Raw genomic sequence first — 12006 nt, 5'->3', positions numbered from 1 at the left:
CGCAGTTTCAGCCCCGCCAGAAGGCCCATGCGGCCCACAGCCAGCCCGCTATCATCAGCGTGCCGCCGATGGGGGTTATGGCCCCCAGCCATTTGGGGCCGCCAAAGGCCATGATGTAGAGCGTGAAGGCGAAGATCGCCGCGCCTGCCAGCAGAAGGACGGCCGGTCCCCGCGCCGTTGACGCCAGAACCAGCGCGGCGACGGCATGAACCATTTGATACAGGCCGCCCGTGCGCAGCCATTCCGCCGCCTGCGGATTGGGGGCGCCATGCGCGCCGAAAGCCCCCGCGCCGATGGCGATCGCGGCCGACAGCGCAGCCAGAACGGTGATCATGCCACTTCCTTCCCTTCGCCTCGTGACAGCAGGCGCATCCGCCTGCCGGGCCGATAGATCAGGTCCTTGGCCACTGCCAGATCGCCATGCCCTCTCTGAACGTCCAGCCGTTGCCGGTCATTTTCGCGATATTGCTGTTCGACCTCTTCGATTTCCGCCCGTGGCACGCCCAGCGCTTCCATCGCCTGCACGCCCATGCAGATGGCCGATTCGAAGACCTCGCGGACCACGCCCGCCAGGTTCATGTCCTGCAATTCCAGCAGCTGCCGCCGATCGAACGCGCGGGCCAGGATCGCCGCTTGCGGGAATGTCTCCGCAATCGGCTCCAATATCCGGCTGTCGAGCGACGGGTCATCGATGCAAAAGGCGATGAGCCGCGCTTCGTCGGCCCCCGCCCTGTGCAAAAGATCGATCCGCGTGCCGTCGCCATAGAAGACTTCCACGTCGAAACGGCTCGATACTTCGATCTGCGCGGGTTTCTTGTCGATCAGGACGACGCCGAAACCATGCCCGGCCAGCATTTGCGCCACCGTTTGGCCAAAGCGGCCATATCCCACGATGATCGCGGTGCCGCGCGGCGCCTGATCGGGATCGCGAAGCGAGGAATTGGCCTTGGGCCTGGCAAATTCGAACCGGGCCGCAAACAGCATCAGGAAGGGCGTGGTCGCCATGGAGAAGGTGACAATGGCGCTGAACAGGCTGGCGGCCTGCGGCGCGATCAGCAGCGCGTTCTGCGCCTGGGCGAACAGCACGAAACCGAATTCGCCGCCCTGGCTCAACAACAGGCCGGCGCCCATCGCTTGCCGCCACTCCATGCCGAACAGCCGCGCGAGGCCGCAGATCAGCGCTGTCTTGGTCACGACCAGCGCCGCCGCCATGCCGATGACGAACAGAGGGAAAGCCGCGACCGTTCGCAAATCCAGCACCATGCCCACGGCAAGGAAGAACAGGCCGAGCAGGATCGAACGAAACGGCTCCACATCCGCCTCGATTTCATGCCGGTAGGGAGAATCGGCGAGCATGACACCCGCCACAAAAGCGCCCAGCGCCGTTGACAGGTGCAGCGCATGCATCAGCGATGCGGCGGCCAGAACGGTGAGCAGGCCGACCGCGACGAACAGCTCGCGCTCGCCCAGACGCCCGACCAGTCGAAGCAGGGGACGCAAGAGGAAGCGCCCCGCCAGCACCAGGCCGGTGATCGCCGCCATGGTATGGAGGGCCAGCACCCATCCCGGCGGCCCGGCGGCGTCCGCGGGGTTGCGGGACAGCGCGGCGATGATGGTGATGAGCGGGACGATGGACAGATCCTGAAACAGCAGGATCGAAAAGATCTTCTCGCCAAAGGGCGAATTGATGCGGCCGCTGTTCTTGAGCATCGGCAGAACCTGCGCCGTGGACGACAGCGCCAGCGGCAGGCCAAGGGCGATCGCCGCACCCCAGCTGAAGCCCGTGGAATAGAAAATAACGGCGGTCAGCGCCAGGCCGCACAGGACGACCTGCGCCAGGCCAAGGGCGAAAATATCCCTTTTCAGCCGCCACAGCCGCGCCGGATGCAGTTCCAGTCCGATGAGGAACAGCAGCAGCACGATGCCGATTTCCGCGATGGCCAGCTTGGATTCCGCGCCTCCCACCAATCCCAGGCCCTGCGGCCCCACCAGCGCGCCCGCGATGAGGTAGCCCAGCACCGCGCCCAGCCCGAAACGCCGGAAAAGGATAACGAAGAATACCGCCGCCCCCAGCAGGATAACGCCTTCGGACAACAGGACATCCGTGGCGGACAGGGCGGTATCCGCCATCGCGCCGGTCGGCGATCCCATCATGATGCGGCTTGCCTGGCCGCTTCGGCCACGGCTTCGAAACCGAGGCGGATCGAGGGGTGGCGCGCCGGATAGCCGCGCGCGGGGGCCAGCACGTCAAGGCCGGGCCAGAAATCCAGATCGTCGCTTTCGCCCGCCAGCCAGGCGGTCAATAGGTCGCGCGCCTGGTCAAGCTCAGCGACCGTCAGGCCGATGGCATGGCGCGCCATCAGCGAAGCCGATGCCTGTCCCAGGGCGCAGGCTTTCACATCCAGGCCCAGTTCGGCCAGCCGTCCTCCCTCCATCCGAACGTCGGCGGTGATGCGCGATCCGCAGGTCGGGGATCGCCTTTCCACCCTTGCCTGCGGATCGGCCAGCCGCGCATGGTGCGGAATGCTGGCCGCAAGCCGCAATATGTCCTGATTATAGAGAGGCGCGCTCATCGGCCTTATTTAGGGTAGCAAGAGCGCGGGGAGAAGGGCGAACCCGCCTTTATCCCTCATCATGGACGATCCGCACCCTGGCCGCCGCGTCCGCCGCGATCCGCCGCGAGTCTTCCACCGTCCCGGCGCGCGCCAGCGCTACCCCCATTCGGCGATAGGGACGGGTCGTCGGCTTGCCGAACAGGCGCACGTCCACTTCAGCATCCGGCACCTCGGCGCCCGGCGTCGCCAGCGCATCGGCCAGCCCTTCAAAGCGGAAGCGGTCGGATTCCCGGTCGGCCAGGATGACCGCCGACGTCGCGGGACCGTACAGGCGGATTTCCGGGATCGGCAAGCCTAAAATGGCGCGGGCGTGCAGGTCGAACTCGCTCAGATTCTGGGAAATCAGCGTCACCATGCCGGTGTCGTGCGGGCGCGGCGACAATTCGGAGAAGATGACCTCCTCGCCCTTCACGAAGAACTCCACGCCGAAAATGCCATGCCCGCCCAGATTGTCGACCACCTTGCGTGCCATGTCCTGCGCATCGGCCAGAGCCTTGGCGGACATGGGCGTGGGCTGCCAGCTTTCCTGATAATCCCCGCGTTCCTGCCGATGCCCGATGGGCGGACAGAACAGCACGCCCTCGCGCGTCCGCACGGTCAGCAGCGTGATCTCATAATCGAAGGCGATGAACTCCTCGACGATCACCCGCCGGCGGTCGCCGCGCATATTGGCGACGGCATAGTCCCAGGCGCGCTCCAGTTCGTCGGCGCTCCGCACGGTGCTCTGTCCCTTGCCCGAAGAGGACATGACCGGCTTGATGACGCAGGGGAGGCCGGTATGCCCGGCCCCGGCCAGCACCTCCTCCAGGCTTTCCGCATAGCGATAGCGCGATGTACGCAGGCCCAGTTCCACCGCCGCGACTTCGCGGATTGCGTCGCGGTTCATGGTCATCATGGTCGCGCGCGCGGAAGGAACCACGGTTACGCCCTGCGCTTCGACCTCGGCCAGGGTTTCGGTGCGGATGGCCTCGATTTCCGGCACCACGAAATCGGGCCGGTGCTTTTCGACGGCGGATTTCAGCGCCGCGCCGTCGAGCATGGAGAAGACTTCGCAGCCGTCCGCCACCTGCATGGCGGGCGCGCCGGCATAGCTGTCGCAGGCGATGACCTGACAGCCCAGCCGCTTGGCGGAAATGACGAACTCCCGGCCCAGCTCGCCCGAACCCAGCAGCAGGATCTTTGCGGTGAATGCCATGCCTTCTTGTCCTTGCGAATCATGTTGCCGGGATAATGCGGATGTCCCCGCATGGCCTCGGCCGCGATGCGGCGTCAACCGTGGCGGGGAAATCCTATTGCGGGTTGTCGGGAGCGGGTTGCCGGGTGGGCGCGACCATGGGCGGGGGCGTGCCTTGCGGCGGCATGGGCGGCGGCGCGACGGGCGGCTCGCCGGTCGGCAGGCGGATCTGCGCGGGGCCGATATTCACCGTCATCCCCTCCTGATTCACGCCCAGGCTCATATTGCCGACGCCCGTTTCCAGCGTCACATTGGCGATGGCGTTGACCAGGTCGCTGTCCTTCTGCTCCGCCGGCGCGTTCTCGACGGGTTCGTTGATCGCGCGGCCCATGAAGTCGCGCCAGATGCGCGCAGGGATGCCGCCGCCCGCCGCGCCGCCGGGCAGGGGGCTGTTGTCGTCATTGCCGATCCATACCGCCGTCACCAATCCCCCTGCATAGCCCACGAAGATCGCGTCGCGGCTGTCCTGCGTGGTGCCGGTCTTGCCGAAGGTGCTGGTCCGCAGCGCCGCCGCGCTGCCCGTTCCCCGGTTGGCGGCGGAAGAAAGGAGATCGCGGATCATCTCCAGCTGGTCGTCGCTGAAATGATGCTGGCGGCGCATGAGCCGGTCGAACCAGCCCTGTTCCTCCGGCGGCAATCCGTGGGCCATGACCGGATAAGCGCCCGCCGCCACCGCCGCATAGGCTTCGGCCAGTTCGATGAGCGGGATTTCCGATGTGCCCAGCGCCAGGCTCAGGTCCTCCGTCAGCGGCGCGGTGACGCCCAGGTCGCGCGCGACCTTGATGACATTGTCCACGCCCACCTGCTGCGTCAGCCGCACCGCCGCGACATTGCTGGAGACGGCGAAAGCCTGCCGCAAGGTGATCCTGCCGCGATATTTGCCGCCATGATTGGCGGGTCGATAGGCGCCGGTGGTGATCGGGCTGTCCTCGACCATGTCGTCCGGCGTCATCCCGGCGCGAAAGGCCGCCAGATAGACGAACAGCTTGAAGGTCGAGCCGGGCTGGCGCTTCGCCTGCACGGCGCGGTTGAAGCTGCTCTTCCCGTAATTGCGCCCGCCCACCATGGCGACGACGCTTCCGTCCGGCTTCATCGCGACCAGCGCGGCCTCCGCCCGGCCCAGCGGCGCGCGGCGGATGGCGCCTTCGGCAAGCCTTTGGATACGCCAGTCGAGCGTCGTCGTCACATTCTGCGCGCCATAGACCGCGCCTGCCCGGTCCCGCGCGTCGGGCAGCACCCAGTCGGCGAAATATGTGCCGCTGGTCGGATCGGGCGTCTCATGCACGTTCAGCGGGGCAGGGGAGAGCGCGTCGCGCCGCGCTTTGGTGATATAACCCGCCTCCACCATCGCCTGCGTCACCAGGTCGGCGCGGGCGCGCGCGCCTTTCAGGTTGGTGGTGGGCGCAAGGCGCGAAGGCGCTTTCAGCAGGCCCGCCAGCATTGCCGCCTGCGATATGGTCAGCCGTTCGGGCTGACGGCTGAAATAATGGAGCGAAGCGGCTCTCAACCCATAGACATTGTCGCCGAAATAGACGTTCGACAGATAGCGCTCGAAAATCTGGTCCTTGGTCAGCCACGCTTCCAGCCAGAAGGCGATCAGCGCCTCGCGCGCCTTGCGTCCGAAGGTGCGGTCGGCGGACAGGAACACGCCCTTGGCAAGCTGCTGCGTAATCGTGCTTCCGCCCTGCGAGGAGCCGTTCGACCACATATTATGCCAGGCCGCCCGCGCGATCCCGCGCGGATCGACGCCCCAATGGCTGTAGAAGCGCCGGTCCTCGATCGCCATGAAGGCTTGGGGCACATGGGCGGGCAGGTCCTTGATCGCGACGGGCTTGTCGATCACCGCGCCCCGGCGGGCGATCAGATGCCCGTCCGACGACATCAGGCTGATGCTGGGAGGCGCGACCGGTTGCAGCGATCGTGACAGCGGTGCCGTCACGGCCAGCCAGGCGATGACGATCATCAGCACGGCCATCATCGCCGCGACGATCCATCCCGCGATCTGCAACCGCCTTTTCCACGGTGTCGGCGGCGCGAAGGCGCTGGGCGGCCCTGCGCCGAAGGGGCGCGGTGCCTGAGTGGCGGAATCGGCGGTCGGCAAAGGATCGTTCATCAATCAGGCCATGCTGTATTGTAAGAGTGATACAGTCAAGCATGTCCCGCGCCGGGACAACATCGCATTAACCATGATTGGGCGTGGCCAAAATGGTAAATGATGCGTTAACGACATGTCATGCGAAACCGTCCGCTCGTCCTCACCACCGAATCCGCCCGCCATCCCTTTCGCAGGATGCTGCCTCCCCATGTGTTGCGCGTGGCGGAGGAGAACGGGGCCGGTCGCCGCAAGCCGCCGGTGGACGACGACAGCGACTGGAAATTGTTCGCGCTGAGTTTCTGCGCCTTTTTCACGGCCTTCTACGGTTTCATCTTCTGACGGTTCAATGGCATGGGATGCCGTCACATGCCTTGTGCAGCTTCCAGGCGAGCCATGCGCATGGCAGGGATAGCAGCGCGACCAGCAAAAGCTGATTGATCACCGTCACGCCCGCGAAGCTCAGGCCGATGGCCAGCAGCGATCCGACGACCATCGCCCCCGAATTGACGATATTGTTGGCCGCTACCGTGCGCGCCGCTTCGCATTTTTCCACGGTGGTGGTCAGGAAGGCATAAAGCGGCACGACGAACATGCCGCCGAATGTCGCGACTCCCAGCAGGCAGAGCGAAAGAGCGATGGCGAGCGGATGCGCCAGAAAGCCGGAAAGGGTGAGCAACTCCCCTTCCGGTCCCGACGTCCACAGGTCGCAGACGATGTGGAAGGCGACGATGCAAAGCCCCATGCCGATCACGGACGCCGGAGCGAATCGGGCGGACACTTCCCCGCGCAACAGCCGGTTGATCGCGATGGACCCGATAGCGATTCCGATGGAAAATATGGCGAGGAACAGGCTGGCGACGGGTTTGTCGGCGCTCAGCACATTCTTCACCAGCGGCGGGAACTGGATGAACAGGATGGAGCCGACCGCCCAGAAGAGGCTGATCGACATGATCGCGAGGAAGAGGCGGCGGATGTGCATGGTGCCGCGCACCAGCGTGACGGACGAGCGGATGACATGGAAGTCGATCGGCTGCGTCTCCAGCAGCGACGGAGCGGGAGGAACGGCGCGGCCCGCCATATAGCCGATCAGCGCGGTCAGGATGATGCCGATGGCGGCGGCTTCGATCGGGATGATCCCGGCCAGGATCGTGCCCGCCAGGATGGCGATATAGGTGCCCGCCTCGACCAGCCCGGTGCCGCCCAGAACCTCTTCATCATGCAGGTGCTGGGGCAGGATCGCATATTTGATCGGGCCGAAGAAGGTCGAATGGACGCCCATCGCGAACAGCGCGGTCAGCAGCAGGGGAATCGCGAGCATATGGACGGCGATCCCGCTCCAGATGAAGGCAAGGCCCGCCGCGCCCACGGCCATGATCGCGATTTCGGCCGCCTTGATGATGCGGATGATGCCCGCCTTGTCGCGCTGGTCGGCCAACTGGCCCGAAAGCGCGGACAGGAGGAAGAAGGGAAGGATGAAGATCCCCGTCGCCAGCGCGCTGAACCAGGTTTCCGACCGCTCGTCATTATAGACCTGATACACCACGAACAGCACCATGGCGTTCTTGAACAGGTTGTCGTTGAACGCGCCGAGCAGTTGAGTCACGAAAAGCGGCAGGAAACGGCGCTTGTTGAGAAGCCTGAGCGAGGCCTGCATGTGCGATCGGTCTTCTTCGCTGTGGACAACCGGGCGGGGTCTAGCCGCTGACGGCGGCGCTGTCCAACCCTGTCGTCCAATCCCGCCGTCCACCTCGGGCGTTCGATGCCGCCAAGCTTGTGCCTGCGGCCCGACTGTGGCAGTCCGCCGCTATGCTGACGCTGCCCAATCTGCTGACGCTTTCGCGTATATTGACCGTGCCCCTTTTGGTCGCGCTGCTCTGGCCGGCCGAAATCGGCGCGCGCTGGACCACCGGCTATGCCCTGGCCTTCGGTCTTTACTGCCTGATGGGCGTGACGGATTATTTCGACGGCTATCTCGCCCGTGCGCAGGGGGCCGTGTCCCGGCTGGGCATTTTCCTCGATCCCATCGCCGACAAGATCATGGTGGGCGCGGTGATCCTGATGCTGGCGGCGACGCGCGACATTGCCGGCATCCATATCGTCGCGGCCATGGTCATCCTGCTGCGCGAAATCGCGGTTTCCGGCCTGCGTGAATTTCTGGCGGGGTTGCAGGTTTCCGTCCCGGTGTCCCGCCTCGCCAAATGGAAGACGACCCTTCAGCTTATCGCCCTGGGCGCGCTGATCCTGGCGGGCGCGGTGCCGCAATATCCTTTCGTGCAGATGGTGGGCCTGGCGACATTATGGGCGGCTGCCGTGCTGACGCTCCTCACCGGATGGGATTATCTGCGCGTCGGCATCCGGCATATGGATTGAACGATGGCGACGCTGACCCTCGTCTATTTCGCCTGGGTGCGCGAAGCCATCGGCCTGGATGAAGAGCGTATCGAGCGGCCTGCCTCCGGCACGACCATAGCCGATCTGGTCGCGGCGCTGGCGTCGCGGGGCGGCGGATATGCGGAGGCCTTGAGCGATTCGTCCCGCCTTCGCGCGGCCCTCGATCAGCGTTTCGTTCCTTTCGATGATCCGATCGGCGAAGCGCGGGAATTGGCGCTCTTCCCGCCGGTGACGGGCGGATGAAACGCGTTTCCATCCAGACCGCGGATTTCGACGCGGCCGCCGAACTCGCCGCGCTGGAGGCGCTGGGCGGCGGCGGCGTGGCGAGCTTCACCGGCATCGTGCGGGGCGAGGGCGGGCTGACGGCGCTGGAGTTGGAGCATTATCCGGCCATGACCCTGCCGCAGGTCCAACGGATCGCCGATGAAGCGATGGCCCGATGGCCGCTCTTGGGCCTCAGGGTCATTCACCGCGTGGGACCGCTGGAACCGGGCGCGCGGATCGTCTTTGTCGGCACGGCCTCGCGCCACCGGACGGCGGCGCTGGAAAGCTGCGCTTATCTGATCGACTGGCTGAAATCCCATGCGCCCTTCTGGAAGAAGGAGCATTTCACCGATGGCGCGGCCCGCTGGGTCGAGGCCCGCCCGGAGGACGAGGAAAAGGCGCGCGGCTGGACACGCTAAAAGAGGTCAAGCGTCGCCATGATTCAACGGCGGCGTTTCCGCCGCCCGTAATATTTCGGCAAGCAGGCGGAATTCCTTCTCTCGCGGGCTGTTTTTGCGCCAGATCAGCGCAATATCCCGGCAGGCTCGTTCCGATCGCACCGGGCGCGCGGTGATATGGGTATGGTCCAATATGCCGCCGGTGATCGCCATTTCCGGCAGCATGGTGACGCCCAGCCCGTTGTCGACCATCTGCACCAGCGTGTGCAGCGACGTGCCCATCATCGTGGCGCTGGCCCGCAATTCGGGCCGGTTGCACGCCGCCAGAGCATGGTCTTTCAGGCAATGCCCGTCCTCCAGCAGCAGCAGCTTCGTCTCGTCGATCATGTCCGGGCCGATCCATTCGGGCGGATCGCGCGGATCGTCGCGCGGGAAGGCGACATAGAGCCGGTCCTGGAACAGGATTTCGCTGTCCACCTCACCCGTCGGGAAAGGCAGGGCCAGCAGCACGCAGTCGACATTGCCATGGCGCAGTGACTCCAGGCCCGCCTGCGTGGTTTCCTCGCGCAGATAGAGTTTGAGTTCGGGCCGGTCGGCGCGCAGGCGCGGCAGCAGGCGCGGCAGAAGGAAGGGCGCGATGGTCGGAATGACGCTCATGCGCAATTCGCCTGTCAGCGGCTTGCCCGATGCCTCCGCGATAGCGGACAGCTCCTCCGCCTCGCGCAGGACGCGATGCGCCTTTTCCACGATCCGGTCGCCCAGCGCCGTGAAGCGCACCACGCGCCGCGTTCGCTCCACCAATGTCACGCCGATCAGCGATTCCAGTTCCCTGATCCCCGCCGACAGCGTGGATTGGGTGACATAGCAGCTATCGGCGGCCTTGCCGAAATGCTCATGCTCCTTCAGCGCTACCAGATATTGAAGCTGCTTCAGCGTGGGCATGTAATTGGACATATTGATCGGCTTTCTCGATTAACAAGCCGAATATAAGTGGCCTATCCTATATATCCAAGCCATTTGGCCACTCCGAACAGGGACGTCAGCGTCAGGATCGTGCCTACCGCGACAAACAGGACCCGCGGTGCGACATGACGGGCCAGCATGGCTCCGAACGGCGCGGCGACCACGCCGCCGATCAGCAGCCCGATGGTGTAGGTCGTGAACGTCTCCCACCCCAGATGCAGCAGAAAGGTGATGCTGATCGACAGGGTGAGGAAGAATTCGACTGTGTTCACCGTGCCGATCGTGTGCCGTGGGCTGGACCCCTGGATCAACAGGTTGGACGTGACCACCGGCCCCCATCCGCCTCCGCCCGTCGCGTCCATGAAGCCGCCGGCCAGCCCCAGCGGCGTAACCCACTTCGGATCGCGCGCTTGCGGCGGGAAATGGAAACCGCGCCAGATCAGATAGACGCCGATCGCCGTGAGATATAGCTGCACGAACGGTTTGATGAGCGTCCCATCGATATTGGACAGCAGATAGGCGCCGGCCACCCCGCCCAGCACGCCCGGGATGATGAGGCGCGCGAACAGGCGCCAGTCGACATTGCGATGCGCGATGTGGCTGATCGCCGAAACGCCGGTGGTGAAGGTTTCCGCCGCGTGGACGCTGGCCGACGCCTTGCTTGGCGGCAGGCCCAATGCCAGCAGCAGGGTGCTCGAAATCACGCCATAGGCCATGCCCAGCGCGCCGTCGATCATCTGCGCTCCGAAGCCGATGAGGATGAAGGGCAGAATGTCGCCGAAATGATTGAGGAGAGAATCGATCATGAACCGCCTTTAAATCGAATGTCTACCTCAATGATAGAAATGGTTCGTAAAGCCAAGCAGCTTTCCTTTCTCCGGCGATAAGCTGTCTTTAGGGCTTCTCTGGAAAAATCCGGCCCATGCGACTATGTAGAGCGGAACCGTGCATGGCACGGATTGTTCAGGGACGAAATGATGCTGCGTAATCTCATGGCATATCTGGACTCGGTGAAGTCGCGGGACCCGGCGCCGCGATCGCGCGCGGAAATCCTGCTTTATCCCGGCGTCTGGTCGCTGGCCTTTCATCGCGTGGCCCATCGGTTGTATCGCGTGCGCCTCTATTTCCTTGCGCGGGCGGTGAACCATCTGTCCCGCTTCCTGACGGGGAACGACATTCATCCCGGCGCCAGGATCGGCAAGCGTTTCTTTATCGACCATGGCTTCACCGTCATTGGAGAGACTGCGGAAATCGGCGACGACGTCACCCTCTATCAGAATGTGACGCTTGGCGGAACGGACCCAGCCAACGGTATAGCGGGAAAGCGTCACCCGACGCTGGAAGACGGTGTGATCGTGGGATCGGGCGCGCAGGTGCTGGGGCCGGTCCGCCTGGGCGCGCGCGCGCGCGTGGGCGCCAATGCGGTGGTGACGAAGGACGTGCCCGAAGGCGCGACGATGGTCGGCATCCCGGCGCGGCAGATGCTGGTCGACGTGACCGCCTATCAACGGGACTTCGTTCCCTACGGCACGCCCTGCTCGGATTGTTTCGATCCCGAAAAGCAGAAGCTGGAACTGCTCCAGTGCGAGGTGGAGCAATTGCAGAAGCGCCTTGCCCAACTGATCGGGGAACAGTCCAGATCCGGGCCGGACGGCAATGACGACATTCCCCTGTTCAAGGAACGCGATCGCGCCTGATGTCCAATGTGACACCCTTTCCGGCTTATGGGCAAAAGGCCGGGCAGACCGGGTTCGATCGTCAGGAGCTCCAACGGATCATGGATTTGTATGGCCGCATGGTTTCGGCCGGGCACTGGCGTGACTATGCGCTGGACATGGGTCGGGATGCGGCGATTTTCTCCGCCTTCCGCCGGTCCGCCGAACGTCCCGAATATCGCATCGAAAAGCGGCCCGCGTTGCGCCATCGGCAGGGCATGTGGGCGCTGATCGGCGAAGCGGGCCATGTCCTCAAGCGCGGGCAGGAGCTTCAGGGCGTCCTCGCGCCTGTCGAGCGCAAGCTGCTCAAGATCGTCGACGATTAAAATGG

14 protein-coding genes are annotated in these 12006 nt (G+C 64.7%); 6 read left to right on the top strand and 8 right to left on the bottom strand.

Going from position 1 to position 12006, the window contains the following annotated elements; translation table 11 throughout:
- Positions 1 to 7: 7 nt before the first annotated feature.
- The 5 genes from IQ35_RS02300 to IQ35_RS02280 all read right to left on the bottom strand — a co-directional run bounded on the left by IQ35_RS02300 (position 8) and on the right by IQ35_RS02280 (position 5962).
- On the bottom strand, positions 8 to 334 hold the full coding sequence (locus IQ35_RS02300; RefSeq protein ID WP_021243805.1) for a DUF423 domain-containing protein: 327 nt from the start codon (positions 332 to 334) through the stop codon (positions 8 to 10).
- Positions 331 to 2151 carry a monovalent cation:proton antiporter-2 (CPA2) family protein gene (locus IQ35_RS02295; RefSeq protein ID WP_376699471.1) on the bottom strand — a complete coding sequence of 607 codons (1821 nt, stop codon included), beginning with the start codon at positions 2149 to 2151 and terminating at the stop codon, positions 331 to 333. Before IQ35_RS02295 ends, IQ35_RS02300 begins: the two co-directional genes overlap by 4 nt.
- On the bottom strand, positions 2151 to 2573 hold the full coding sequence (locus IQ35_RS02290) for an iron-sulfur cluster assembly scaffold protein (RefSeq protein ID WP_145071834.1): 423 nt from the start codon (positions 2571 to 2573) through the stop codon (positions 2151 to 2153). The genes IQ35_RS02295 and IQ35_RS02290 overlap by 1 nt, the downstream gene beginning before the upstream one ends.
- Positions 2574 to 2622: 49 nt before the next feature.
- A complete protein-coding gene (purT, locus tag IQ35_RS02285) occupies positions 2623 to 3810 on the bottom strand; it encodes a formate-dependent phosphoribosylglycinamide formyltransferase (RefSeq protein WP_021243808.1) in 1188 nt (395 codons plus the stop codon).
- A 94-nt stretch (positions 3811 to 3904) separates the two neighbouring features.
- Positions 3905 to 5962: a transglycosylase domain-containing protein gene (locus IQ35_RS02280; protein WP_145071833.1), complete on the bottom strand. Its 2058-nt coding sequence runs from the start codon at positions 5960 to 5962 to the stop codon at positions 3905 to 3907.
- 120 nt (positions 5963 to 6082) lie between these two features.
- Here IQ35_RS02280 and IQ35_RS02275 point away from each other — a divergent pair, with 120 nt between their 5' ends.
- Positions 6083 to 6283, top strand: coding sequence for a hypothetical protein (locus tag IQ35_RS02275; protein ID WP_021243810.1), 201 nt, complete (start codon positions 6083 to 6085; stop codon positions 6281 to 6283).
- 4 nt (positions 6284 to 6287) lie between these two features.
- On the opposite strand, the gene IQ35_RS02270 is transcribed toward IQ35_RS02275, so the two are convergent.
- Complete coding sequence (locus IQ35_RS02270) at positions 6288 to 7598, bottom strand: MFS transporter (RefSeq protein WP_021243811.1); 1311 nt, start codon at positions 7596 to 7598, stop codon at positions 6288 to 6290.
- Positions 7599 to 7750: 152 nt separating this feature from the next.
- On the opposite strand from IQ35_RS02270, the gene pgsA reads away from it, so the two are divergent.
- The 3 genes from pgsA to IQ35_RS02255 are packed head-to-tail and all read left to right on the top strand — an operon-like array spanning position 7751 to position 9018.
- Entirely contained in the window at positions 7751 to 8314 is a 564-nt protein-coding gene (gene pgsA / locus IQ35_RS02265) for a CDP-diacylglycerol--glycerol-3-phosphate 3-phosphatidyltransferase (protein WP_021243812.1), read from the top strand.
- Positions 8315 to 8317: 3 nt separating this feature from the next.
- Positions 8318 to 8578: a molybdopterin converting factor subunit 1 gene (gene moaD / locus IQ35_RS02260; RefSeq protein WP_021243813.1), complete on the top strand. Its 261-nt coding sequence runs from the start codon at positions 8318 to 8320 to the stop codon at positions 8576 to 8578.
- The gene (locus IQ35_RS02255) at positions 8575 to 9018 is read left to right on the top strand and encodes a molybdenum cofactor biosynthesis protein MoaE (protein ID WP_021243814.1); all 444 of its coding nucleotides are present in this window, start codon (positions 8575 to 8577) and stop codon (positions 9016 to 9018) included. The genes moaD and IQ35_RS02255 overlap by 4 nt, the downstream gene beginning before the upstream one ends.
- Positions 9019 to 9024: 6 nt before the next feature.
- Here IQ35_RS02255 and IQ35_RS02250 read toward each other — a convergent pair whose 3' ends face one another.
- Both IQ35_RS02250 and IQ35_RS02245 read right to left on the bottom strand, forming a co-directional pair.
- Entirely contained in the window at positions 9025 to 9951 is a 927-nt protein-coding gene (locus IQ35_RS02250; RefSeq protein WP_021243815.1) for a hydrogen peroxide-inducible genes activator, read from the bottom strand.
- 41 nt (positions 9952 to 9992) lie between these two features.
- The gene (locus tag IQ35_RS02245) at positions 9993 to 10766 is read right to left on the bottom strand and encodes a sulfite exporter TauE/SafE family protein (protein WP_021243816.1); all 774 of its coding nucleotides are present in this window, start codon (positions 10764 to 10766) and stop codon (positions 9993 to 9995) included.
- Between the two features lie 171 nt (positions 10767 to 10937).
- Between IQ35_RS02245 and epsC the strand changes: the two genes are divergently transcribed.
- Both epsC and IQ35_RS02235 read left to right on the top strand, forming a co-directional pair.
- Positions 10938 to 11657: a serine O-acetyltransferase EpsC gene (gene epsC / locus IQ35_RS02240; RefSeq protein ID WP_031290616.1), complete on the top strand. Its 720-nt coding sequence runs from the start codon at positions 10938 to 10940 to the stop codon at positions 11655 to 11657.
- The gene (locus tag IQ35_RS02235) at positions 11657 to 12001 is read left to right on the top strand and encodes a DUF2794 domain-containing protein (protein ID WP_021243818.1); all 345 of its coding nucleotides are present in this window, start codon (positions 11657 to 11659) and stop codon (positions 11999 to 12001) included. Before epsC ends, IQ35_RS02235 begins: the two co-directional genes overlap by 1 nt.
- Positions 12002 to 12006 lie beyond the last annotated feature (5 nt).

It is taken from the genome of Sphingobium wenxiniae (genome assembly GCF_007830065.1).
Classification (GTDB): Bacteria; Pseudomonadota; Alphaproteobacteria; order Sphingomonadales; family Sphingomonadaceae; genus Sphingobium; species Sphingobium wenxiniae.
Note: the sequence above shows the minus strand (reverse complement) of the source record. Positions and strands in the feature narration are given on the sequence as shown.

Coding starts and splice junctions, on each gene's coding strand:
- IQ35_RS02300 (WP_021243805.1), bottom strand. CDS start 334: ATGATCACCGTTCTGGCTGCGCTGTCGGCCGCGATCGCCATCGGCGCG.
- IQ35_RS02295 (WP_376699471.1), bottom strand. CDS start 2,151: ATGGGATCGCCGACCGGCGCGATGGCGGATACCGCCCTGTCCGCCACG.
- IQ35_RS02290 (WP_145071834.1), bottom strand. CDS start 2,573: ATGAGCGCGCCTCTCTATAATCAGGACATATTGCGGCTTGCGGCCAGC.
- purT (WP_021243808.1), bottom strand. CDS start 3,810: ATGGCATTCACCGCAAAGATCCTGCTGCTGGGTTCGGGCGAGCTGGGC.
- IQ35_RS02280 (WP_145071833.1), bottom strand. CDS start 5,962: ATGAACGATCCTTTGCCGACCGCCGATTCCGCCACTCAGGCACCGCGC.
- IQ35_RS02275 (WP_021243810.1), top strand. CDS start 6,083: ATGCGAAACCGTCCGCTCGTCCTCACCACCGAATCCGCCCGCCATCCC.
- IQ35_RS02270 (WP_021243811.1), bottom strand. CDS start 7,598: ATGCAGGCCTCGCTCAGGCTTCTCAACAAGCGCCGTTTCCTGCCGCTT.
- pgsA (WP_021243812.1), top strand. CDS start 7,751: ATGCTGACGCTGCCCAATCTGCTGACGCTTTCGCGTATATTGACCGTG.
- moaD (WP_021243813.1), top strand. CDS start 8,318: ATGGCGACGCTGACCCTCGTCTATTTCGCCTGGGTGCGCGAAGCCATC.
- IQ35_RS02255 (WP_021243814.1), top strand. CDS start 8,575: ATGAAACGCGTTTCCATCCAGACCGCGGATTTCGACGCGGCCGCCGAA.
- IQ35_RS02250 (WP_021243815.1), bottom strand. CDS start 9,951: ATGTCCAATTACATGCCCACGCTGAAGCAGCTTCAATATCTGGTAGCG.
- IQ35_RS02245 (WP_021243816.1), bottom strand. CDS start 10,766: ATGATCGATTCTCTCCTCAATCATTTCGGCGACATTCTGCCCTTCATC.
- epsC (WP_031290616.1), top strand. CDS start 10,938: ATGCTGCGTAATCTCATGGCATATCTGGACTCGGTGAAGTCGCGGGAC.
- IQ35_RS02235 (WP_021243818.1), top strand. CDS start 11,657: ATGTCCAATGTGACACCCTTTCCGGCTTATGGGCAAAAGGCCGGGCAG.